This is a genomic window from Leifsonia sp. KNZ12-8B, from assembly GCF_056755495.1.
On the sequence record NZ_JBPGXM010000060.1, the window covers coordinates 1 to 21,765 of the forward strand.

23 protein-coding genes are annotated in these 21,765 nt (G+C 71.7%); 14 read left to right on the forward strand and 9 right to left on the reverse strand.

What is annotated here, in order from left to right:
• Positions 1-235 precede the first annotated feature (235 nt).
• The 9 genes from pgsA (at position 236) to dapF (ending at position 7,759) form a co-directional block, all read left to right on the forward strand.
• Positions 236-856 (forward strand): CDP-diacylglycerol--glycerol-3-phosphate 3-phosphatidyltransferase, encoded by a 621-nt coding sequence (pgsA, locus tag ACR9ZG_RS10480; protein WP_481284773.1) that lies wholly within the window; start codon positions 236-238, stop codon positions 854-856.
• Complete coding sequence (locus ACR9ZG_RS10485; protein ID WP_481284774.1) at positions 843-1,358, forward strand: CinA family protein; 516 nt, start codon at positions 843-845, stop codon at positions 1,356-1,358. The genes pgsA and ACR9ZG_RS10485 overlap by 14 nt, the downstream gene beginning before the upstream one ends.
• Before the next feature lie 134 nt (positions 1,359-1,492).
• Complete coding sequence (locus tag ACR9ZG_RS10490; RefSeq protein ID WP_481284775.1) at positions 1,493-1,795, forward strand: helix-turn-helix domain-containing protein; 303 nt, start codon at positions 1,493-1,495, stop codon at positions 1,793-1,795.
• Positions 1,796-1,886: 91 nt separating this feature from the next.
• Entirely contained in the window at positions 1,887-2,111 is a 225-nt protein-coding gene (locus ACR9ZG_RS10495) for a DUF3046 domain-containing protein (protein WP_481284776.1), read from the forward strand.
• A 182-nt stretch (positions 2,112-2,293) separates the two neighbouring features.
• Positions 2,294-3,367: a recombinase RecA gene (gene recA, locus ACR9ZG_RS10500; protein ID WP_481284777.1), complete on the forward strand. Its 1,074-nt coding sequence runs from the start codon at positions 2,294-2,296 to the stop codon at positions 3,365-3,367.
• Positions 3,368-3,398: 31 nt separating this feature from the next.
• Positions 3,399-4,196, forward strand: coding sequence for a regulatory protein RecX (locus tag ACR9ZG_RS10505; protein WP_481284778.1), 798 nt, complete (start codon positions 3,399-3,401; stop codon positions 4,194-4,196).
• 106 nt (positions 4,197-4,302) lie between these two features.
• On the forward strand, positions 4,303-5,916 hold the full coding sequence (gene miaB / locus ACR9ZG_RS10510) for a tRNA (N6-isopentenyl adenosine(37)-C2)-methylthiotransferase MiaB (protein ID WP_481284779.1): 1,614 nt from the start codon (positions 4,303-4,305) through the stop codon (positions 5,914-5,916).
• Positions 5,913-6,878: a tRNA (adenosine(37)-N6)-dimethylallyltransferase MiaA gene (gene miaA, locus ACR9ZG_RS10515; RefSeq protein ID WP_481284794.1), complete on the forward strand. Its 966-nt coding sequence runs from the start codon at positions 5,913-5,915 to the stop codon at positions 6,876-6,878. The genes miaB and miaA overlap by 4 nt, the downstream gene beginning before the upstream one ends.
• Positions 6,879-6,880: 2 nt before the next feature.
• Positions 6,881-7,759 carry a diaminopimelate epimerase gene (dapF, locus tag ACR9ZG_RS10520; protein ID WP_481284780.1) on the forward strand — a complete coding sequence of 293 codons (879 nt, stop codon included), beginning with the start codon at positions 6,881-6,883 and terminating at the stop codon, positions 7,757-7,759.
• A gap of 43 nt (positions 7,760-7,802) precedes the next feature.
• On the opposite strand, the gene ACR9ZG_RS10525 is transcribed toward dapF, so the two are convergent.
• The gene (locus tag ACR9ZG_RS10525) at positions 7,803-8,417 is read right to left on the reverse strand and encodes a class I SAM-dependent methyltransferase (RefSeq protein WP_481284781.1); all 615 of its coding nucleotides are present in this window, start codon (positions 8,415-8,417) and stop codon (positions 7,803-7,805) included.
• 58 nt (positions 8,418-8,475) lie between these two features.
• Here ACR9ZG_RS10525 and hflX point away from each other — a divergent pair, with 58 nt between their 5' ends.
• The 3 genes from hflX (at position 8,476) to hemL (ending at position 12,580) form a co-directional block, all read left to right on the forward strand.
• Positions 8,476-10,014, forward strand: a complete 1,539-nt coding sequence (gene hflX, locus ACR9ZG_RS10530; protein WP_481284782.1) for a GTPase HflX — start codon at positions 8,476-8,478, stop codon at positions 10,012-10,014.
• A 287-nt stretch (positions 10,015-10,301) separates the two neighbouring features.
• A complete protein-coding gene (gene hemB / locus ACR9ZG_RS10535; RefSeq protein ID WP_481284783.1) occupies positions 10,302-11,228 on the forward strand; it encodes a porphobilinogen synthase in 927 nt (308 codons plus the stop codon).
• Positions 11,229-11,275: 47 nt separating this feature from the next.
• Positions 11,276-12,580, forward strand: coding sequence for a glutamate-1-semialdehyde 2,1-aminomutase (gene hemL, locus ACR9ZG_RS10540; protein ID WP_481284795.1), 1,305 nt, complete (start codon positions 11,276-11,278; stop codon positions 12,578-12,580).
• Between the two features lie 115 nt (positions 12,581-12,695).
• On the opposite strand, the gene ACR9ZG_RS10545 is transcribed toward hemL, so the two are convergent.
• The 5 genes from ACR9ZG_RS10545 to ACR9ZG_RS10565 all read right to left on the reverse strand — a co-directional run bounded on the left by ACR9ZG_RS10545 (position 12,696) and on the right by ACR9ZG_RS10565 (position 17,423).
• Positions 12,696-12,932, reverse strand: coding sequence for a hypothetical protein (locus ACR9ZG_RS10545; protein WP_481284784.1), 237 nt, complete (start codon positions 12,930-12,932; stop codon positions 12,696-12,698).
• Positions 12,933-13,002: 70 nt separating this feature from the next.
• Positions 13,003-14,247: a sugar ABC transporter permease gene (locus ACR9ZG_RS10550; protein WP_481284785.1), complete on the reverse strand. Its 1,245-nt coding sequence runs from the start codon at positions 14,245-14,247 to the stop codon at positions 13,003-13,005.
• On the reverse strand, positions 14,244-15,110 hold the full coding sequence (locus tag ACR9ZG_RS10555; protein ID WP_481284786.1) for an ATP-binding cassette domain-containing protein: 867 nt from the start codon (positions 15,108-15,110) through the stop codon (positions 14,244-14,246). The genes ACR9ZG_RS10550 and ACR9ZG_RS10555 overlap by 4 nt, the downstream gene beginning before the upstream one ends.
• A gap of 31 nt (positions 15,111-15,141) precedes the next feature.
• The gene (locus ACR9ZG_RS10560) at positions 15,142-16,248 is read right to left on the reverse strand and encodes an ABC transporter substrate-binding protein (protein WP_481284787.1); all 1,107 of its coding nucleotides are present in this window, start codon (positions 16,246-16,248) and stop codon (positions 15,142-15,144) included.
• Positions 16,245-17,423 (reverse strand): ROK family transcriptional regulator, encoded by a 1,179-nt coding sequence (locus ACR9ZG_RS10565; protein ID WP_481284788.1) that lies wholly within the window; start codon positions 17,421-17,423, stop codon positions 16,245-16,247. Before ACR9ZG_RS10565 ends, ACR9ZG_RS10560 begins: the two co-directional genes overlap by 4 nt.
• 158 nt (positions 17,424-17,581) lie before the next feature.
• Here ACR9ZG_RS10565 and ACR9ZG_RS10570 point away from each other — a divergent pair, with 158 nt between their 5' ends.
• Positions 17,582-17,968 (forward strand): hypothetical protein, encoded by a 387-nt coding sequence (locus ACR9ZG_RS10570; RefSeq protein WP_481284789.1) that lies wholly within the window; start codon positions 17,582-17,584, stop codon positions 17,966-17,968.
• Between the two features lie 26 nt (positions 17,969-17,994).
• On the opposite strand, the gene ACR9ZG_RS10575 is transcribed toward ACR9ZG_RS10570, so the two are convergent.
• From ACR9ZG_RS10575 to ACR9ZG_RS10585, 3 genes are read right to left on the reverse strand one after another with little or no spacing between them, the layout of a single operon-like run.
• Positions 17,995-18,375 (reverse strand): DUF1304 domain-containing protein, encoded by a 381-nt coding sequence (locus tag ACR9ZG_RS10575; RefSeq protein ID WP_481284790.1) that lies wholly within the window; start codon positions 18,373-18,375, stop codon positions 17,995-17,997.
• Positions 18,376-18,403: 28 nt separating this feature from the next.
• Entirely contained in the window at positions 18,404-19,429 is a 1,026-nt protein-coding gene (locus ACR9ZG_RS10580) for an MDR family oxidoreductase (protein ID WP_481284791.1), read from the reverse strand.
• Between the two features lie 60 nt (positions 19,430-19,489).
• Positions 19,490-20,266 carry an isocitrate lyase/PEP mutase family protein gene (locus tag ACR9ZG_RS10585; protein WP_481284792.1) on the reverse strand — a complete coding sequence of 259 codons (777 nt, stop codon included), beginning with the start codon at positions 20,264-20,266 and terminating at the stop codon, positions 19,490-19,492.
• 45 nt (positions 20,267-20,311) lie between these two features.
• Between ACR9ZG_RS10585 and ACR9ZG_RS10590 the strand changes: the two genes are divergently transcribed.
• Positions 20,312-21,765 (forward strand): LssY C-terminal domain-containing protein (locus ACR9ZG_RS10590; protein ID WP_481284793.1); only part of this gene is annotated, 1,454 nt, incomplete at its 3' end.

The window sequence follows — 21,765 nt, forward strand, 5'->3', positions numbered from 1 at the left end:
GGGGCGCGGCGCGGCGGGGGGGGGGGGGGGGGGCGGCGCGGGGGGGGGCTGACCGGCGGGGGGCGGGGGGGCCCGCGCCGACCGCGTCGACGGTGCCGGCCCCCTCCGGCGCGGGCGACGACGGCGACCGTTACGGAGCCGACCCCGTCGTGGAGATGACAGCGGGCTATCCTGAGGTCGACGGCGATTCCGACGAGGACGCCTGGAAGTTGACCGGCAGGGAGTAGTGACCGCGATGTCGTCCGACACCCCTCCACCGGCTGCGACGGAGGGCCGCGCGGGGCGCGCGAGCAACTGGAACGTCCCGAACGTGATCACCGTCGTCCGCATCCTGCTGGCACCGCTGTTCGTGTGGATGCTGCTCGCGGACGCCGGCGAGGACGGCTGGCTGCGCTGGGCGGCGGCCGTGCTGTTCGTGCTCGCCATCGCCACGGACGGGGTCGACGGGGCGATCGCCCGGCGGAACAACCTCGTCACCGACCTCGGCAAGCTGCTCGACCCGATCGCCGACAAGGTGCTCACCGGGGGAGCGCTCATCGCGCTGTCCATCCTCGGCGAGCTCCCGTGGTGGGTCACCGTCGTGATCCTCGTCCGTGAGATCGGCATCACCCTCTACCGCTTCGTCGTCATCCGCCAGGGCGTCATCGCCGCCTCGCGCGGCGGCAAGCTGAAGACGATCGCCCAGTCTGTCGCGATCTCGTTCGCGCTGTTCCCGCTCTGGACGATCGTCGGCGACTGGATCTTCTGGGTGAACGGCATCCTCATGACGATCGCGGTCGTCCTGACCGTGGTCACCGGCTTCGACTACCTCTGGCAGGCCTACAAGGGCCGCCGGGCGCGCCGTGCCCTCGGCTGATCCCGGCGACGCCACGGCGGAGCTGATCGCCCGGCTCCGCTCGCGCGGGATGACCATCGTCGCGGCGGAGTCGCTGACCGGTGGGGAGCTGACCGCGGAGCTCACCCGGGTCCCCGGTGCGTCGGCCGCCGTCCTCGGCGGCGCGGTCGTCTACGCGACGGCGCTCAAGCACAGCCTCCTCGGCGTGGATGCCGACCTCCTGGAGGCGGAGGGGCCGGTTCATCCCGAGGTAGCGCGGCAGCTCGCCGACGGCGTCCGGCAGCGTCTCGGAGTCGGCGGCCGGCCGGCCGACATCGGTCTCGCGACCACCGGCGTCGCCGGTCCCGACCCGCAGGGCGGGCGCCCGGTCGGGACGGTGTTCGTCGGCATCGCGTCGGCGGCGGGCACCCGCGTGGTCGAGCTCGCGCTGCAGGGCGACAGGGCGGCGATCCGGCGGCTCGTGGTGGCCCGTGCGATCGCGGAGGCGGCGGCCGATCCGGTGCTCGACATCCCCGCGGAATAGCCGGTGTTTCGGTCACGTTACAACCGGTGCGTTCACAAGAAAACCCCAGTCGTCGTCGTTATCGTGAGCATCACGGATGAGGTACAGTTGGCATCCCATCGACAGGTCCGGCAGGGTAGAGAAGGAGGCTCCGAATGATTCTTGTACGTCAGGAAATCGGCGACGTGCTCAGGGACTTCCGCCTGCAGAAGGGCCGCACGCTGCGTCAGGTCGCCAGCAAGGCGAGCGTCGCACTGGGCTATCTCAGCGAGGTCGAGCGAGGCCAGAAGGAGGCGTCGAGCGAGATCCTCGCCTCGGTCGCCGAAGCTCTCGACACCCCCGTCTCCGTCATCATGCGCGAGGTCGGCGACCGCATCGCGGTCCTCGAGGGCGTCGAGCCGGTCATCCCGGACACGGTGCCGGACGACTTCCTCGACACCAACCTGGTTGCGCGCTGATCGCGCCGACCGCACGAGCCGTACAGGACGCCCCGCACGCGCGGGGCGTCCTTCGTTTGACCGCCACGACCCACCCCGTCGAGAGGACCCCATGAAGCTGAGCGAGTTCCAGCGCGCGATCGTCGACGAGTTCGGGTCGGGCTACGGCCGGGCGCTCCTCAGCGACCTGGTGCTCGGAGAGCTCGGCGGCCGCACAGGGCAGCAGGCGCTCGACGCCGGCATCCCGCCGCGGGAGGTGTGGCTCGCGCTCTGCAAGGAGACCGGCGTTCCGCAGTCCCACTGGTACGGCGCGGGCAAGCCGGCGCCCAAGCGCTGACGCGGCGCGCGGCCCGACACGCCGCTGCGATTTCCTCGAAGATATGTTCGGAACTGGCTAGACTCCTTCACAGCGGCACATCGAAGACGACTTGTCCACAATGTGCGTGACCGGCGGCTCCAGTGTCGGTCGTCGCCCCTACAGTCGATCTCGTCACCGAAGCCTTCAGAAGGAGAACCGCAATGCCATCACCCGCAGACCGCGAGAAGGCGCTCGAGACCGCGCTCGCGCAGATCGACCGTCAGTTCGGCAAGGGCTCGGTCATGCGACTGGGCAGCGACGAGCGCGCCCCCGTCGAGGTCGTCCCGACCGGGTCCATCGCGCTCGACGTCGCGCTCGGCATCGGCGGTCTTCCGCGCGGCCGCATCGTCGAGATCTACGGTCCGGAGTCGTCGGGTAAGACGACGCTGACTCTCCACGCCATCGCCAACGCGCAGCGGGCCGGCGGCATCGCAGCGTTCATCGACGCCGAGCACGCGCTCGACCCCGAGTACGCGCGCAAGCTCGGCGTGGACATCGACGCGCTGCTCGTGTCGCAGCCCGACACCGGTGAGCAGGCGCTCGAGATCGCCGACATGCTGGTCCGCTCCGGCTCCATCGACCTCATCGTGATCGACTCGGTGGCGGCGCTCGTGCCCCGCGCCGAGATCGAGGGTGAGATGGGCGACTCGCACGTCGGCCTCCAGGCCCGCCTCATGTCGCAGGCGCTCCGCAAGCTGACCGGTGCGCTGAGCCAGACCAACACCACGATGATCTTCATCAACCAGCTGCGTGAGAAGGTCGGTGTGTTCTTCGGCAGCCCGGAGACGACCGCCGGTGGTAAGGCGCTCAAGTTCTACGCCTCGGTCCGCCTCGACATCCGCCGCATCGAGACCCTGAAGGACGGCACCGACGCGGTCGGCAACCGTACCCGCGTCAAGGTCGTCAAGAACAAGATGGCGCCGCCCTTCAAGCAGGCGGAGTTCGACATCCTGTACGGCGTCGGCATCTCGCGCGAGGGCAGCCTGCTCGACTTCGGCGTGGAGCACGCCATCGTCAAGAAGTCCGGCGCCTGGTATACGTACGAGGGCGACCAGCTCGGGCAGGGCAAGGAGAACTCGCGCAACTTCCTCATCGCGAACCCCGACATCGCCGCCGAGATCGAGAACAAGATCAAGATCAAGCTGGGCATCATCCCCGACCCGAACGCGGCGGCCGAGCCGGCCGACAACGTCGGCTCGATCGAGGAGAAGCTGCAGGCGCGCAAGGGCGCCTGAACCCGGTGACCGATCGCCCGAGGAGGTCCGCATGGTCGTGAGATTCCCATCCGCGGATGAGGGGCACGATCCGGCGCCCGGTGGAGACGACCAGCTCGCTCCCGTGACGCCGCTGCGACGCGCAGCGGCGTCGCGGGGGGCGTCATCGCGTGGAGAAGCCGCGCGCGAGGCGTCCTCGTCCGCACCGGCGACGCAGGAGGCGGACGGGGCGGGGGAGCACCCTCCCGTCACGCGGCCCGTGGTCGAGCTGCCCTCGGCCACCCGGTGGAACAACACCTGGGGCGAAGAGCAGCAGGCCGCCGCGGCAGCGCGACCGGTCGCCGAGCCGGACGAGGAGTCGGAGCGGAAGGCGCAGAAGGTGACCGCGGTCACCATCCGGCAGCTGGCCCGGCGGGGAATGTCCCGCTGGGAGCTGGAGCAGGTGCTGCTCAAGCGGGAGATCGAGCCGGAGGTGTTCCAACCGGAGCTGGACCGGCTCGAGGTGATGGGCGTGATCGACGACGCCTCGCTCGCGGTGAGTCTGGCCTTCACTCAGCACAGTCGCAAGGGCCTCGGTCGTACGGCCATCGAGCAGGAGCTCAAGCGGCGGCACATCGACCCCGTCCTGATCGAGGCGGCACTCGCCGACATCGCGGACGAGGACGAGCTCGAGCGGGCGACCGAACTGGCCGTGAAGCGGATCGGACAGCTCTCGTCGTACGACGACGAGACGGTGCGGCGCCGCCTCCATGGTTTCCTCGCGCGCAAGGGCTACGGGTCCAGTGTTGTCCGTCAGGCGATGGAGGCCGCCTTCGCGACGCGCAAGCGCGGTGGGGTGCGCTTCCAGTAGCGCCCGCCTGCCCGTCGCTGCCGCGGCGGTCCCGCGCCGCTCCCGCGCCACCGCAGTCGCGGAACGTTCGGATCGGGGCGGCAGCGAACGTAGAATCGAACGCATCATGAGCATCATCGAGCAGCGCAGCGTCATCGAGCCGTCGGCCGCCGCCGTCCGACCGGACGGACGCGCCCGCACCTACGAGGTGCGCACCTTCGGGTGCCAGATGAACGTGCACGACTCCGAGCGCCTCAGCGGGTCGCTGGAGGCGGCCGGGTACGTCCCCGCCAACGGTGAGGAGGCGGACATCGTCGTCATCAACACCTGTGCGGTGCGCGAGAACGCCGACAACAAGCTGTACGGCAACCTCGGCCACCTCGCCGGCGTGAAGCGCCGCCATGAGGGCATGCAGATCGCCGTCGGCGGGTGCCTCGCCCAGAAGGACAAGAACGTCATCCTCGAGAAGGCGCCGTGGGTCGACGTCGTCTTCGGCACGCACAACATGGGCGCCCTTCCGAACCTGCTGGAGCGCGCCCGGCACAACGACGCGGCCGAGATCGAGATCCTCGAGTCGCTCGAGACCTTCCCATCCACGCTGCCGACGAAGCGCGACTCCTCGTACTCCGGCTGGGTGTCCATCTCGGTCGGCTGCAACAACACGTGCACCTTCTGCATCGTCCCGTCCCTCCGCGGCAAGGAGAAGGACCGCCGGCCCGGCGACATCCTCGCCGAGGTGCAGGCGCTCGTCGACGACGGCGCCATCGAGGTCACGCTGCTCGGGCAGAACGTGAACTCCTACGGCGTGGAGTTCGGCGACCGGCAGGCGTTCAGCAAGCTGCTCCGCGCTGCGGGCGGGATCGAGGGGCTGGAGCGCATCCGCTTCACCAGCCCGCATCCCGCCGCCTTCACCGACGACGTCATCGACGCGATGGCCGAGACGCCGAACGTCATGCCGCAACTGCACATGCCGCTCCAGTCCGGCTCGGACCGCATCCTCCGCGCGATGCGCCGCTCGTACCGCTCCGAGAAGTTCCTCGGCATCCTCGACCGGGTGCGCGCGCGCCTTCCTCACGCCGCGATCAGCACCGACATCATCGTCGGCTTCCCCGGCGAGACCGAGGAGGACTTCCAGGACACGCTGCGCGTCGTCGAGGCCGCGCGCTTCGCATCCGCGTTCACGTTCCAGTACTCGATCCGTCCCGGCACGCCGGCGGCAACGATGGCCGACCAGGTGCCGAAGGAGGTCGTGCAGGAGCGCTACGACCGGCTGGTCGCCCTGCAGGAGCGCATCTCCCTGGAGGAGAACCAGAAGCTGATCGGGTCGGAGGTGGAGCTGCTCGTCGCGAACGGCGAGGGCCGCAAGGACGCCGACACGCGACGCCTGAGCGGTCGCGCCCGCGACAGCCGGCTGGTGCATTTCGAGCTGCCGGCGGGCTCCGAGACGCCGCGCCCCGGCGATGTCGTCACCGTGCGCATCACGCAGGCCGCCCCGCACCACCTCATCGCCGACGCCGTCGACGGTGCGCCGCTCCGCGTGCGCCGCACGCGCGCAGGCGACGCGTGGGACCGCGAGCAGGCGGACTCGTGCGCGGTCCCGGCCCACGGCTCGACCGGCGCAGCGGGCGCCGGAGCGGGGCCCGTCTCGCTCGGCCTGCCCACGCTGCGCGTGCGCGAGCCGCTGACCTCCCCGGGCGTCGGCACCATGCCGATCTACGACCCGACGGACGGCCAGCGCTGAGCACGCCACCCGCAGAGCCCGCGCCGGGAGAGCCCGGCCCTCCCATCGTCGCGATCGTCGGGGCCACCGGCACCGGCAAGACCGACCTCTCGCTCGCCCTGGCCGACGCCCTCAACGCGCGCGGGCAGGGGGCGGAGGTCGTCAACGCCGACGCCATGCAGCTCTACCGCGGCATGGACATCGGCACGGCGAAGCTGCACCCCTCCGAGTGGCGCGGAGTGCCGCATCACCTCTTCGACGTGCTCGACGTCACCGACGAGGCGACCGTGGCCCGCTACCAGCCGGAGGCGCGCGCCGCGATCGACGACATCCAGCGGCGCGGGAACGTCCCGATCCTGGTGGGCGGGTCGGGGCTCTACGTCTCGAGCGTCGTCTTCGACTTCCGGTTCCCGGGGACCGACCCCGAACTCCGGTCCCGGCTGGAGCAGCAGCTCGCCGAGCAGGGTCCTGGGATGCTGTTCCGCCGCCTCGCCGAGGTCGACCCGGAGGCCGCGCGGCGCATCGGGTCGACGAACGGCCGGCGGATCGTGCGCGCGCTGGAGGTCGCCGAACTGACCGGCGAACCGGTCAGCGGCACCCTCCCCGACGAGCCGGTGCCCTGGCAGCCGGTCCGCATCCTCGGCCTCGCGGCGCCGCGCGAGCAGCTCGTGCAGCGCCTCGACGCCCGGGTCGAGCGGATGTGGGAGGCCGGGCTCCTCGACGAGGTCCGCGGCCTCCTCCCGCTCGGGCTGGAGCGCGGGGTGACCGCGAGCCGGGCGATCGGGTACGCCCAGGCCCTGGCCGAGGTGCGCGGCGAGCTCAGCCGCGCCGAGGCCATCGCGCAGACCCAGCACCTCACGCGCCGCTACGCGCGGCGGCAGGTGAGCTGGTTCAAGCGCTACCCGGGCATCCGCTGGCTCGAGTACGACGACCCGGCGCTCGTCGCCGCGGCGATGGCCGGGACCGCGCTCGATAGGCTGTGAGCATGGCCACCATCCACTTCACCAAAGGTCAGGGCACGGGCAACGACTTCGTGCTCTACTCCGACCCCGACGGCCGGATGCCGCTGACCGCCGCGCAGATCGCGGAGGTGTGCGACCGGCACTTCGGCGTCGGCGCCGACGGCGTGATCCGCGCGGTGAAGTCCGCCCACCTGCCGGAGGGTGCGGAGGCGCTGGCCGAGGACGCCGCCGCCGAGTGGTTCATGGACTACTACAACGCCGACGGGTCGCCGGCCGAGATGTGCGGCAACGGCATCCGCGTCTACGTCCGCTACCTGCTCGAGACCGGACTGGTCGACCTGGCCGACGGCGACACGCTCGCGATCGGGACGCGGGCGGGCGTGAAGGATGTGCAGCGCAACCTGACCGGCTTCCAGGTCGACCTCGGGCGCTGGCGGCTGGACGGCGGCGAGCCGCTGGTCCGCGCGCGCGAGCTGCCGGTGGCGCGTCCTGGACTCGGTCTGGACCTCGGCAACCCGCACGTGGTGGTCGCGGTGGCGGACGACGCCGAGCTGGACGCCGCGGACCTCAGCTACATCCCGCACATCGAGCCGGCGCCGGTGAACGGCGCGAACGTCGAGTTCGTCGTGCCGCAGGAGCCGCTCGTGAAGGACGGCGTCGGACGCATCCGGATGCGTGTGCACGAGCGCGGCAGCGGCGAGACGCTGTCGTGCGGCACCGGCGCCGCGGCCGCGGCCCTCGCCGTGCGGTACTGGGCGGGAGACGGCGCGCCGAACCAGTGGCGCGTGGACGTTCCGGGCGGAACCGTCGGCGTGCGCATGTTCGCCACGGAGGAGGGCGAGCACGTCGCGCTGTCCGGTCCGGCGGAGCTCGTCTACACCGGCACCCTCGAACTGGCCTGACCGGTCACCCGCCGGCCGGCCTCAGCAGGCTCGACGGCCGGCCTCAGGAGGCGCGGCGGCGGGAGCGGAGGACGCGGTAGCCCTTCGAGGTGGCGGCCCGCGTCGTCGTCAGTTCGGGGAAGGTCGACTCCATCCAGCGATGGAGGGAGTCGCTGCCGAGGTTCCGCTGCACGACCAGCCAGGCGTCCGACCCGGGCTCCAGCCGCGGCAGCCAGCGCTCCAGGATGGCGTGCAGCTCGTTCTTGCCCACCCGGATGGGCGGGTTGGACCAGATCGCCGTGAACCCGATATCGTCGGGAACATCCTCGGGGCTCACGGCGTTGAGGTTGGTGAGGCCGAGCTTCTGCGCGTTCCTGCGCAGCACATCCAGGGCTCGGGTGTTGACGTCGACGGCCCAGACCGTCGCGTGAGGGGATTCGAGAGCAAGTGTGAGAGCGAGCGGCCCCCAGCCGCTGCCGATGTCGAGGAGCTGACCTCCTGGCGGCGCAGGGGGGACATGGTCGAGGAGCACTCGTGTACCCATGTCGATGCGCTCGGGGCTGAAGATCCCGCTCGCCGTCACAAGCTCGTACGTCTGGCCGGCCAGGCGGACGGTGAACGGCCGCAGGTTCGTCTCGCTCTCGGGCGCAGGGGAAAAGTAGTGATCTCCGCTGCCCATAAGAGGAACGTACTAGACACCGACGAACTAGGGTTAACCCGGATCAGGGGAATGAATTTTGACCGATAAGACAGACATCCAGAACCACACCGCCGACGACGTCGTCGCGCGCGTTCTGGCGACAGAGGCCAGCCGTGCCTCGGTGACGCTGTTCGGCGCGGGCGCCGAGGCGCAGCGGGCGCAGGCCCTGCAGACGACGGGGCTCGACGACGGCGACCACGACGGCGAGCAGTTCGACCGGGAGGAGCGCGCGGCCCTGCGCCGCGTCAACGGCCTCTCGACCGAGCTCGAAGACGTCACCGAGGTCGAGTACCGGCAGCTGCGCCTCGAGAACGTCGTGCTCATCGGCGTGTACTCGCAGGGCTCTCTCCAGGACGCCGAGAACTCGCTGCGCGAGCTGGCCGCCCTCGCCGAGACCGCGGGCGCCGTGGTGCTCGACGGCCTGCTCCAGCGCCGGCCGCATCCCGACCCGAGCACGTATCTCGGGCGGGGCAAGGCGGAGGAGCTCGCCGGCATCGTCGCGGCGCTCGGCGCGGACACCGTGGTGGCCGACACCGAGCTGGCGCCCAGCCAGCGGCGCGCGCTCGAAGACGTGGTGAAGGTCAAGGTGATCGACCGCACGGCCGTGATCCTCGACATCTTCAGCCAGCACGCCAAGAGCCGCGAGGGCAAGGCGCAGGTCGAGCTCGCGCAGCTCGAGTACCTGCTGCCGCGCCTGCGCGGCTGGGGCGACTCGATGTCCCGCCAGGCCGGTGGCCAGGTCGGCGGCGCCGGCGCCGGCATGGGATCACGCGGACCCGGTGAGACGAAGATCGAGCTGGACCGCCGCCGCATCCACTCGCGCATGGCGAAGCTGCGCCGCCAGATCGCCGGGTTCAAGCCCGCGCGCGAGGCCAAGCGCGCGAACCGCAACCGCAACTCGGTGCCGTCCGTCGCGATCGCCGGCTACACGAACGCGGGCAAGTCGAGCCTCCTGAACCGGGTGACCAAGGCGGGCGTGCTCGTCGAGAACGCCCTCTTCGCCACCCTCGACGCGACCGTGCGCCGCTCGGTGACCGCCGACGGCCGGCTCTACACGCTTGCCGACACGGTCGGCTTCGTGCGCAACCTGCCGCACCAGCTGGTGGAGGCGTTTCGGTCGACGTTGGAGGAGGTGGCCGATTCCGACGTGATCCTGCACGTCGTCGACGGCTCGCACCCCGACCCGGCGTCGCAGCTCGCCACCGTCCGCGACGTGATCGGCGAGGTCGGCGCCAGGGACATCCCCGAGATCGTGGTCTTCAACAAGGCCGACCTGATCCCGGCGGACGACCGGCTGGTGCTGCGCGGTCTCGAGCCGGGCGCGATCTTCGCCTCCGCCCGCACGGGCGAGGGAGTGGACGAGGTGCTCGCGGCCATCGCGCGTCTCCTGCCCGACCCCTCCGTCGAGGTGGAGCTCGTGGTGCCCTACGACCGCGGCGACCTCATCTCGGCGCTGCACGAGCGCGGGCGCGTGCTGTCGACGGAGTACGTCGAGGAGGGCACGCGGGTGCGCGCGCGGATCATGCCGGAGTACCAGACGGTGTTCGAGCCGTTCGAGCTGACCGCGGCGGGCTGAGTCCATCGCGACGATGACCGGGAGGGCCGGGCGGGTTACCCCCCGCCCCCCCGCGGGTAGGCCCCCGGGCCGGGACACCCCCCGCCCCCCCCCCCCCCCCCTCCCCCCCCGCCGCCTAGCCGCCCCCCACCGAAAAACTGCCGCCCGGGGGGCTATCCGCCCAATTTTTCCCTGGGCCCGCGGGCTTGGGGGAGTGAGCGGGCACTCAGGAGCGCGGGCGTAGGCTGGGGCGAGTGAGTGAGTTCCATCCCGTGATCCGGCCGCGGCGGCTCCGGCAGTCTCCCGCCATGCGTCGTCTGACAGCCGAGACCCGGCTCCACCCGGCCGAGTTGATCCTCCCGATGTTCGTCCGCGAGGGCGCCTCCGAGCCGCAGCCCATCGCCTCCATGCCGGGTGTCGTGCAACACTCGCTCGACTCGCTGAAGCGCGCCGCGAACGAGGCCGCCGAGGCGGGCGTCGGCGGTGTGATGCTGTTCGGTGTGCCCGAGACGCGCGATGCCGTCGGCAGCGCTGCGACCGACCCCGAGGGCATCCTCAACGTCGCCACTCGTGCGCTGGCCGCCGAGGTCGGCGACGCGCTCGTCGTCCAGACGGACCTCTGCCTCGACGAGTTCACCGACCACGGCCACTGCGGCGTGCTGGACGCGCGCGGTCACGTCGACAACGACGCCACGCTGGTCCGCTACCAGGAGATGGCGCTCGCGCAGGCCCGCGCCGGCTCGCAGCTCCTCGGCCTCAGCGGCATGATGGACGGCCAGGTCGCCGCCGTGCGCGACGCCCTCGACGCCGACGGCTTCACCGACGTCGTGATCCTCGCCTACGCGGCGAAGTACGCCTCCGGCTTCTACGGTCCCTTCCGCGAGGCCGTCGACTCCCAGCTCTCCGGCGACCGCCGCGCCTATCAGCAGGACCCGGCCAACCGCCGCGAGGGCCTGCGGGAGGCGCGGCTCGACCTCGACGAGGGCGCCGACATCCTCATGGTCAAGCCGGCCCTCAGCTACCTCGACGTGCTGAGCGACGTCGCCGAGCTCAGCGACGTGCCGGTGTGGGCCTACCAGGTCTCCGGCGAGTACGCGATGGTGGAGGCCGCGGCCGCGAACGGCTGGATCGACCGCGACCGCATCATCGAGGAGACCCTGGTCGCCGCCCGCCGCGCGGGGGCCGATGCCGTCATGACCTACTGGGCCACCGAGGTCGCGGGGTGGCTGCGGTGACCGCCGCGCAGAACTCCGAGGCCGGAGCCGTCGCCGACGGCGCCGCGATCGGCGACGTGAACCTCGCCCAGTTCGAGCGCGCGCAGCGCGTCATCCCGGGCGGCGTGAACTCGCCGGTGCGCGCCTTCCGCTCGGTCGGCGGCACACCTCGGTTCATGGTCTCCGCCCGCGGGCCGTACATCACCGACGCGCAGGGCCGCGAGTACGTCGACCTGGTCGCGTCGTGGGGTCCGGCCATCCTCGGGCACGCGCATCCGGCCGTCGTGGAGGCTGTGCAGCGCACCGCGGCGCACGGCCTGTCGTTCGGCGCCTCCACCCCGGCCGAGACCGAGCTGGCGGAGGCCGTGCTCGCCCGGGTGCCGTTCCTCGAAAAGCTGCGCCTGGTCTCCACGGGCACCGAGGCCACGATGACCGCGATCCGGCTGGCCCGCGGCTTCACCGGGCGCCCGCTGCTGATCAAGTTCGCCGGGCACTACCACGGGCACTCGGACAGCCTCCTCGCCGAGGCCGGTTCCGGGCTCGCGACGCTGTCCCTCCCCGGGTCAGCGGGCGTGACCGAGGCGACCGCCGCCCAGACGCTCGTGCTGCCATACAACGACCTCGACGCCGTGCGCGCCGTCTTCGAGCAGAACGGCCCGGACATCGCGGCCGTGATCACCGAGGCCGCCGCGGCGAACATGGGCGTGGTTCCGCCGGACGAGGGCTTCAACGCCGCCCTCACCGACCTCGCGCACGAGTACGGCGCCCTGCTCATCCTCGACGAGGTGCTGACCGGTTTCCGGGTCAGCGAGGCCGGTTTCTGGGGCCTCGACCGCGGCTACACGCCCGACCTCGTGACGTTCGGCAAGGTCGTCGGCGGCGGGATGCCGCTCGCGGCCCTCGGCGGGCGCGCGGAGCTCATGGACTACCTCGCCCCGACCGGTCCCGTCTACCAGGCGGGGACCCTCTCGGGGAACCCGCTGGCGGTCGCGGCGGGTCTCACGACCCTTCAGCTCGCCGACGAAGCCGTGTACGACCGGCTCGACCTGGTCGCCGAGACCGTGTCGTCGGCGGTCTCCGACGCGCTCGGCGCGGCGGGCGTCGCCCACCGCGTGCAGCGCGCGGGCAACCTGTTCAGCTTCGTCTTCGGCGAGTTCGTGACCGCGCCGCGCACGTACGCGGAGGTGCAGAGGCAGGAGGCGTTCCGCTACCGCTCGTTCTTCCACGCGATGCTGGACGCCGGTGTCTCGCTGCCGCCGAGCGTGTTCGAGGCCTGGTTCGTCACGGCCGCGCACGACGACACGGCCGTCTCCCGCATCCTGGAGGCGCTGCCCGCCGCCGCACGCGCCGCGGCTGCCGCGCGCCCCGAGTAGCCGCCCCGCGCCGCCGCGCGCGCCCGTCCACCCCTCCGCCGAGGGGCGTCATCCTGCCGGAATTCCGCCCGAGTTCCGACACAACGACGCCCCTCGGCGGAGGAGGGCCGGGGGATCACTCGTCGGAGGCGGACGGCTCCCGGCTCAGGGACTCGACGTACGTGTACGTCGCCGAGTCGGGCCAGCCGTCGGCGTCGAGCAGCGCGTAGACGTCGAAGGTCAGCGTGCCTCCGCCCCCGGCCGCCCGGCGCAGCGTGCGCGGCGGCGAGTCGGAGGACGCCCGCACGGTCACCGTCTGCGGCTCGGCGCCCTCGCGCAGCAGGCGTGCGTGGAAGGTGGTGGTCCGGGTCACGCGTTCCAGCCAATCACGTCTCCGCCGATCGCGTCTGCGCCGATCACGCTGGTTCCGACCACGGTGCCGATCACGCCTGGCCGTGGGAGGCGCGCGAGCGGCGCGACACCGAGTCGATGATGACCGCGAGCAGCAGCACGGCGCCCGTGATCATGAACCGGAACGACGAGTCGAGGTTGAGCAGCGTCAGCCCGTTCGAGATCGACTGGATGACCAGGATGCCCAGCAGCGCCGACCACGCCGACCCGCGGCCGCCGAACAGGCTGGTGCCCCCGATGACGGCCGCCGCGATCGCGTTGAGGTTGGTGTCCGTCCCTCCCGAGCCGGCGCCGACCGACGCGAGCCGGGCCGCCGCGAGCAGCCCGCCGACGGCCGCGAACGTCGAGCAGAGCACGAAGACGCTGATGAAGACCCGGTTCACCCGCACGCCGGCCCGTCGCGCCGCCTCCACCGAGCCGCCGACGGCGTACACCGACCGACCCCAGCGGGTGCGGGTCAGCAGGTAGTTCATGACCACGACCAGCGCGACGAACAGCACGAACATCGCACCGGTGCCGCGGTCGGTGGAGAGGTACCACGCGCTCAGGCAGAGCGCGGCCAGCAGCAGCCCCGCCTTGATCAGGACGATCGCCATCGACCCCTCGGAGAGCCCGGCGCGGCGCCGGCGCACGTTGCGCCTCCAGTCGGCCCAGAACATCCCGAGCGCACCCAGCGCCGCCAGGGCGTAAGCGGCCCACGGCGGGAGGAACGTCTGCTGCGCGAACTGCACGATCCATGAGTCGAAGGGGATGTTGATCGAGCTGTTCGGCCCGAGGATCCACAGCTGGAGGCCCAGGAAGCCGAGCAGTCCGGCGAGCGTGATGATGAAGCTCGGCACGCCGAACCGGGTGAACAGCACCCCGTAGAGCAACCCGATCGCCGACCCGGCGAGGATGGCCGCGACCACCGTGACCGCGAGCGGCCAGTGCAGCTGCGTGAAGCCGACGCCGAGGATCGCCGCGGCGACCCCGCTGACCGACCCGACGGAGAGGTCGATCTGGCCGAGCAGCAGCACCAGCACGACGCCGATCGAGATCGTGCCGATGGCCGCGCACTGGAGGGTGAGGTTCACGAGGTTGTTGGCGCTCAGGAAGCTCGGGTTCAGCATCTGGAACACGGCCCAGATCACGGCGAGCCCGATGATGACCGGGAGGGAGCCGAGGTCTCCGCCGCGTACGCGGTGGCCGAAGGCGCGGACGGCGCCCGCGATGCCCTCGGTCTCGTCGCCCGGCAGCGGGCGGGCGCCCGCGGGGACGGTGTCGGTGGCGCGGCTCACAGGAGGTCCTCTTCTTCCGGGGCGCCGCCTTCCACGGCGCCGTCCAGAGTGCCGGGATCGCGGTGCGCCGCAGCGCGCCCCGGCCGGTGCACGAGCACGTGGTCGGTCGCGCCGGTGATCGCCGAGATGATGTCCTCGTAGCTCACGTCTGCGGCGAGGAAGTCGCCGTTGTTCCTGCCCAGCCGGAGCACGACGATCCGGTCGGCGACCGCCTGCACGTCGGCCATGTTGTGGCTGATCAGGATGATGCCGAGGCCGTGCTCGCGCAGCCGCTCGATGAGGTTGAGCACTTCGGCCGACTGGGCGACGCCCAGCGCGGCGGTCGGCTCGTCGAGGATCACGATGCGCGGGTCGCCGACGAGCGAGCGGGCGATGGCGACGGTCTGCCGCTGGCCGCCCGAGAGCGAGGCGACAGCGACCCGGACGGAGGGGATGCGCGCCGACAGCTGCCGCAGCAGGCTCCACGCGCGCTTCTCCATCTCCTCCTCGTCGAGCGCGCCGCGACCGATCTCGCGGCCGAGGAAGAGGTTGGCGACGACGTCGAGGTTGTCGCACAGCGCGAGGTCCTGGAACACGGTGGCGATGCCGAGCTCGCGGGAGGCGGCGGGCGAGGGGATGGTGACCCGCTGCCCGTCGAACAGGATCGTCCCCGAGTCGGGCGGGTGCACCCCGGCCAGGATCTTCGCGAGCGTCGACTTGCCGGCGCCGTTGTCGCCGACCAGTGCCACGACCTCCCCGGGATGCACGTCGAGGTGCACGTCGGTGAGCGCGCGCACCGCACCGAACCCCTTGGACACGTTGCGCAGCGAGAGCACCGGCGTCCGGGGCGGGCGGGCCCGCTCGAGCGGCGGTTCGATCGTCACGGGTTGCTCCTTCTGGGCGCTCGTCCCCTGGTCATCGGATGCCGTGCTCCACGCAGGCCGCCCGGTAGGCGGTGGTGCAGATCTCGGCGACCGTGTGCGGCCCGTAGAACTGGTCGGCGACCACGGTCGCCTCGATCCGGTCGACCGTCACCGGCACCGGATCGAGCAGGAACGACGGCACGACGACCCCCGCGGACGTCGTCACCTCGGTCGCGCCCGGCGGGTGCTGCCCCTTGGTGAGCGCGATCGCCAGCTCGGCCGCGCGCTCCGCCTCCGGCTGGATCGCCTTGTATACGGTCATGTACTGATCCCCGGCGAGGATGCGCTGGATGCCCGCCAGCTCGGCGTCCTGCCCGATCACCGGCGGCAGCGGCGTCACGTCGGCCGCCTTGAGCGCCGCGATCGCGCCTCCGGCTGTCGCGTCGTTCGCCGCGTACACGCCGCGGATGCGGTCGCCGAACTGGGTGATCTGCCCGCTGACCCAGTCCTGCGCCTTGGCCGGGTCCCATGACGGCGTGTCGTACTCGGCGAGGATGCGGTAGCCGCTGGTGTCGAGCACGCTGTGCGCACCCTTCTTGAACAGGGAGGCGTTGTTGTCGGTGGGGGAGCCGTTCACCATCAGGATGCCGGCGTCGGCTGGCACGGACTCGGTGCGCAGCCGGTCCACCAGCGCCTGCGCCTGAAGCCGGCCGACCTTCTCGTTGTCGAACGACACGTAGTAGTCGACGTCGCCGCTGTCGATGAGGCGGTCGTACGAGACGACCGAGACCTTGCGTGCGGCGGCCTGGGCGACGATGGAGGCGGCGGCCCGGCTGTCGGCGGGGGCGAGCACCAGCACGCTCACGCCCTGGGTGAGCATCGACTCCGCCTGCTGCTGCTGCTTGCCCGCGTCGCCGTCGGCGTTGGCGTAGAGGACCGTGCAGTCGGGGCACAGCTTCTCGATCCTGTGCTCGAAGAACGGCCGGTCGGCCGCCTCGTAGCGGGCGGTGACGGAATCCGGGAGCAGCAGGCCGATGCGCGCGGTCGCCGGGTCGCCCTTGGAGACGTCGGTGCCGTCCGCCGCGTTCGAGCAGGCGGTGAGCGCGGCGAGCGACAGAGTGACGGCCGCGAGGGCGATCATGCGCGCGAAGCGCGTCACAGCACGCCCTCCGGCGTGACGTTCGCCATGTCGATCGCGTACGCCACCGCGCCGAGCGTCGCCGCGCGGGTGCCGAGCTGGCCCTGCACGACGTCGGGGAGCGCCTCCTGGTCGATGATGACCCCCCGCTCGACGGCGTGGCGCAGCGGACCGAGCAGCAGCTCGCCCGCGCGCGCCAGCTCGCCGCCGACGATGATCCGCTCGGGGTCGAGCACGTTGCAGAGGTTCGCGGCTGCGACCCCGATGTGCTTGCCCGCGTCGCCGATGGCGCGGATGCACCGCGCATCGCCCGCCATCGCCTGGATGACCACGTCGCCGAGCTTGAGGCTGCCGAGGTGGTCGCGCAGGTCGTCGAGGATCGCGGGACCGCCGGCGATCGCCTCCAGGCAGCCGCGATTGCCGCAGCGGCAGATCGGACCGTTCTCGCGGATCGTCGTGTGCCCGAACTCGCCTGCGACGCCGTTGGTGCCGCGGAACACCTGGCCGCCAAGGATGAGCCCGGCGCCGATCCCGTCACCCACGTCGAGTGTGACCGTCGTACGGCGTCCACGCCCGGCGCCGAACCGCGACTCGGCCAGGGCGGCGAGGTTGGCGGCGTTGTCGACGTGGACGGGTCTCCTGATGCGGCGCTCCAGCGAGTCGGCGATGACGACCCCGTCCCAGCCGCGCATGATCCCGCTGCGGGCGATCGTGCCCGTCGAGCGGTCGATGGGGGCGGGGATGGCGAGGCCGACCGCGAGGATCTCGTCGCGCGAGGCGTCGACCGAGTCGAGCATGTCGGTGAGCAGCATCGCCACCTTGTCGAGCTCGTTGTCGGCGCGGTGATCGCGGGCGAGCGGCATGTGGTTCTCGGCGACCACGGTGTTCGCGACGTCCGAGAGCGCGACGCGCAGGTGACGCTGCGAGAAGTGGACCCCGACGACCAGCCCGAGTGCGTGCGCCAGCGTGACGTGCTGTGCGCGCCTCCCGCTGCGGATGCTGTGCGAGGTGTTCAGCACGCCGGAGGTGGAGAGCTCCTTGACGATGTTGGACACGGTCGCCGGCGAGAGGCCGGTGGCACCGGCCAGCTCGACCTGGGTCAGCCCGCCGTACTTCTTGATGGCGTCGACGATCCGCGCCCGGTTGGCTTCGCGGAGCGAAGTCTGCGACCCGGGAGTCCGCCGTTGAGCTGCCACGGGAAGAAGGATATCGCGGGGGACCGGGGAGTTCGCCGGGGAGTCCCGCTGCGACTCCCACGACAGGAGGGTGGTGGCGACCGGTATCCAAGCGAAGGGTTATGGCTTTGTGAGGTTCGGCAGCCCCGCAGCGGGAGGTCGCTTGGCAGGATAGACCTATGGCCGACCTGCACGTTCACCCCGACCGCCTGGAGATCCACCTCACGCGGGCCGAGAAGGTGCTGTCGCTCAAACGGGACGACCTCGTCATCCCGCGCGAGAGCATCCGTTCGGTCGCCATCACCGAGGATCCGTGGATCTGGATCCGCGGCATCCGCGCTCCTGGCGCCGCGGTTCCGTTGACGCTGTCGGTCGGGACCTGGAAGTTCCACGGCGGCAAAGACTTCCTGCTCATCAAGGGCAAGCAGCGGGCGGCCGTGGTCGTCGACCTCGACGGCGAGGAGTACAGCCGCGTCATCGTCTCCACGCCGCACGCGGCGAAGCTGGTGGAGGCGCTGCGCGTCGACGTGAACGAGATCCCCGCCGACGGCGAGATCATCGAGTGAGCTGAGGGCTTCGGCCGCCGCTCAGATCAGGAGAGCAGCATCAGCACGAAGCCGATGAGCGGCAGCACGCCCTGGATGAGGGCCGCGCGCCAGTACCCGCGCCCGGTCGTCACGAGCACCACGGCGGCCAGCACCATGCTGGCGGTGGTGAACAGGATGAGCGCCAGGCCGGCGTCGTGCATCCCGACGCCGTAGAGGATCAGCCCGAGGATCGCGCCGACGGCGAGGAAGAGGTTGTAGAACCCCTGGTTGTAGGCCATCGGCCGGGTGGTGTCGGCCGCCGCCTGGTCGGCGACCCCGAAGCGCCGCCACACCGCCGGCCGGGCCCAGGCCACGCTCTCCATGAAGAAGATCGCGACGTGGAGGGCGGCGGCGAGCGTGACCACGACGGTGGCGAGGACGATCATGCCGCCAGCTTACGGGTGGCCGCCGCCGTCACGCGTGAACGTCGACCACGGTGCGCCCGTGCAGCCGGCCGGCGAGCAGCTCCTCCGCCGCGGGGATCGCCTCGGCGAGCGGGATGAACGACGTCATCGCGGCGAGCGTCTCCTCATCGAGGTCGGTGGCCAGGCGGCGCCACGCGGTGTCGCGGAGAGCGGGGGGAGCCTCCACCGAGTTGATGCCGACCAGCGTCACGGCGCGCAGGATGAACGGCAGCACGGTCGCCGGGAGGTCGGGCCCCTGGGCCAGCCCGCACGCTGCGACGGTGCCGCCGTAGCGGGTCTGCGCCAGCGCGTTCGCGAGCGTGTGGCTGCCGACGGAGTCGACGACGCCCGCCCACCGCTGGCTCTGCAGCGGCTTGCCGCCCGCCTCGGACAGCTCGGCGCGCTCGATGATCTCCGTCGCGCCGAGGTCGGTGAGGTAGTCGCGCTGCTCGTCGGCGCGGCCGGTGGAGGCCGTGACCGGGTACCCGAGGCGCGAGAGCAGGGCGACGGCGACCGACCCGACGCCGCCCGCCGCGCCGGTGACGAGCACGCTGCTGCCGGAGGACCGCACCTCCTCGGGGTCGACGCCGTTCCGCTCCAGCGCGAGCACGGCCAGCATCGCCGTGAACCCGGCGGTGCCGATCGCGGCCGCCTGCTCGCCGGTGAGCGTGTCGGGGACGCGCACGAGCGCGTCGCCGCGCACGCGCGCACGCTCCGCCAGCCCGCCGTGGTGGCGCTCGCCGATGCCGTCGCCGTTGAGCACGACGCGGTCGCCCGCCCGCCAGCGCGGATCCTCCGATGCCGACACGGTGCCGACCAGGTCGATCCCGGGGATGAGCGGAGAGACGCGGGCGACTCCGGGCCGGCCGGCGATGGCGAGTCCGTCCTTGTAGTTGAGGTCGCTGAACTCGACGTCGATGGTCACGTCGCCCGGCATGAGGAGGTCGTCGCCGACCGTCCGCACCTCCGCGCTGTGTTCGAGGACCTTCCCGCCCTCGGTCCGCTGCTCGATCACGATGGCCCGGAAGTCGCTCATGCTGCTCACCCTACGCGGGGGCTGCGAAGCGGCCGAGGTTCCATCGGGGCCGGGGTGTCGTCAGTTGAGCGGACGCACGCCCTGCGGCAGGTGCTCACCGGCGTAGAGCGCGATCGCCGCGTCCTGCAGCGCGGTCAGCGCGATCCGCTGGGTCCACGGGCCGTAGGACACGCGGGCCACGCCGAGCTCCTGCAGACGCGCCGGAGCCGGTGAGTTCGGCACGGCGATGACGCTGAGTCTGCGCTCGCCGAGTCCACCGACCAGTCGCTCAACCGTCCGCTCGTCCAGGAGGCCGGGGACGAACACGCAGGTGGCTCCCTCGTCGAGGAACGCGCGTCCGCGGCGGATGGCCTCCTCGATCTTCTCGTCGTCGGTCGGGAAGGCGTTGCGCACGAACACGTCGGTGCGCGCATTCAGGGCGAACGGCACGCCCTCCGCCTCCGCCGCCTGCACCGCCGCGCGGACGCCGGCCACGGACTCCTCGAACGGCCGCATCTGATCCTCGAGGTTCGCGCCGACCACGCCGACCCCCACCGCGCGGCGGATGGTCTCGCCCGCGTCGCCGTATCCGCCTTCCAGGTCGGCGCTGACGGGCAGGTCGGTGGCCGCGACGATCCGGCCGACCATGTCGAGCATCTGGTCGAGCGGGATGTTCTCGCCGTCCTCGTAGCCGAGGGTGGCGGCGATGGAGTGGCTGGCCGTTGCGAGCGCGCGCGTGTCGGGGAGCTCGGCCACGACCTTGGCGCTGATCGCGTCCCAGACGTTCACCACCTGGAGCAGTTCGGGGGCGACGTGGAGTCGTCGCAGCTCGGAGCCTCGTTGCTGGATCGTCGTCATGGGCTCACGATACGTCGTCGCGACCGGCGACTCTAGGATGGCCGCATGGCCGAACCGCAGGAGGTCGGGGACCGCGCCGGGAACCGCGCCGCGGGCGCTCCGGAGCCCGACGTCCGCGACGTCCCGAAGACGCGCTCGGCGACCGCCCGGCGGTTCTCGGTGAGCGCGGCGGTCGATTATGCCTTCTTCGTGTTCGGCGGTGTCGCGGCGGTGTGGCTGGCCTGGATCATCGTGACGGAGAGCTTTGCGTGGGGCTGGTTCCTCATCCTCTTCTTCGTGCTGTTCTGGGTCGTGCTGGCGTACCTGGTGCTGCCGCGCCTCCACCGCATCCTCACCGAGATCTACGTCCCCGACTACTTCATCGGCCGGGCCCGCACGAGCGACGGCCTGCTCGGCGACCCGGTGAACCTCGCGGCCCTGGGGACGGAGGCCCAGCTGGAGGACGCCATGCGCGCCGCCGGCTGGACCCGCGCCGACGACGTGACCGCCGCCTCCAGCCGCCGCATCATCACCTCCACCCTGCTGCGCCGGAGCTACGACGAGGCCCCCGTGAGCCCGCTGTTCCTGTTCGGCCACCAGCAGGACGCCGCGTACCAGCAGGAGGTCCGCGGCAATCCCGCCAAGCGCCACCACGTCCGGTTCTGGAGGTGTCCCGACGGCTGGCTGCTGCCGGGCGGCCACCACGTCGACTGGCTGGCGGCCGGAACCTTCGACCGGGCGGTGGGCTTCTCGCTGTTCACGCTGCAGATCACGCACAAGATCGACGCGGACACCGACATCGAGCGCGATCACATCGTCTCCACCCTGGTCGATGCGGGCGTCGGCGTGGAGGTGTCGGTCATCCGCGACTTCTCGACCGGCTACCACTCGCGCAACGGCGGCGGCGACAGCATCGAGACCGACGGCGACCTCCCCATCCTCGACCTGCGGGCCGTCTCGACCGATGACGCCGACGAGCGCGTGGCCGCCGATGCGGACGCCCGCCGTGCCGCGCGCACCCGCCGGCGGCCGGTGCCGACGACCCTGGGCTTCCTCCTCATCCTCCTGCGCGTCCTGGCCGGCGCCTTCACGATCGCCCTGACCCTGATCGACTGGCGGCACTGGGTGGATGCGGTGCTCTCCTCGGGCGAGGCGACGGTGGAGGGGATCAGCCGCTCGCAGGTCGACCTCGTCTTCGGCATCGCCATGGGCGTTTTCGGCGCTGGTCTCGTCTTCTACTTCCTGCTGGCCCTGCTGGTCCTGTACGGGAGCAACTGGGCACGCATCGCCTCCATGTCGTACAGCACGCTGCTCATCGTGCTCACGGCGGTGGACTACTTCAACGGCGGACCGCAGGTGACACTCGAGAACAACCTGCTGGGCCTGCCGCTCGACATCCTGATCGTCCTGGCCCTGTCGTCGCAGCGCTCGCGCCTCTGGGCCCGCCTCCCGCGGGACCAGCGCCGCGCCCACTTCGCCCCGCACATGAGCGGGGTCTTCCCCCCCGGACCGGCGGACGT

What these genes read in the sequence shown, in the direction of transcription:
- miaB (WP_481284779.1), top strand. Translation starts at nt 4,303, where the DNA reads ATGAGCATCATCGAGCAGCGCAGCGTCATCGAGCCGTCGGCCGCCGCC.
- pgsA (WP_481284773.1), top strand. Translation starts at nt 236, where the DNA reads ATGTCGTCCGACACCCCTCCACCGGCTGCGACGGAGGGCCGCGCGGGG.
- ACR9ZG_RS10525 (WP_481284781.1), bottom strand. Translation starts at nt 8,417, where the DNA reads ATGGGCAGCGGAGATCACTACTTTTCCCCTGCGCCCGAGAGCGAGACG.
- ACR9ZG_RS10570 (WP_481284789.1), top strand. Translation starts at nt 17,582, where the DNA reads ATGGCCGACCTGCACGTTCACCCCGACCGCCTGGAGATCCACCTCACG.
- ACR9ZG_RS10490 (WP_481284775.1), top strand. Translation starts at nt 1,493, where the DNA reads ATGATTCTTGTACGTCAGGAAATCGGCGACGTGCTCAGGGACTTCCGC.
- ACR9ZG_RS10495 (WP_481284776.1), top strand. Translation starts at nt 1,887, where the DNA reads ATGAAGCTGAGCGAGTTCCAGCGCGCGATCGTCGACGAGTTCGGGTCG.
- dapF (WP_481284780.1), top strand. Translation starts at nt 6,881, where the DNA reads ATGGCCACCATCCACTTCACCAAAGGTCAGGGCACGGGCAACGACTTC.
- ACR9ZG_RS10575 (WP_481284790.1), bottom strand. Translation starts at nt 18,375, where the DNA reads ATGATCGTCCTCGCCACCGTCGTGGTCACGCTCGCCGCCGCCCTCCAC.
- recA (WP_481284777.1), top strand. Translation starts at nt 2,294, where the DNA reads ATGCCATCACCCGCAGACCGCGAGAAGGCGCTCGAGACCGCGCTCGCG.
- ACR9ZG_RS10585 (WP_481284792.1), bottom strand. Translation starts at nt 20,266, where the DNA reads ATGACGACGATCCAGCAACGAGGCTCCGAGCTGCGACGACTCCACGTC.
- ACR9ZG_RS10580 (WP_481284791.1), bottom strand. Translation starts at nt 19,429, where the DNA reads ATGAGCGACTTCCGGGCCATCGTGATCGAGCAGCGGACCGAGGGCGGG.
- ACR9ZG_RS10505 (WP_481284778.1), top strand. Translation starts at nt 3,399, where the DNA reads ATGGTCGTGAGATTCCCATCCGCGGATGAGGGGCACGATCCGGCGCCC.
- hemB (WP_481284783.1), top strand. Translation starts at nt 10,302, where the DNA reads ATGCGTCGTCTGACAGCCGAGACCCGGCTCCACCCGGCCGAGTTGATC.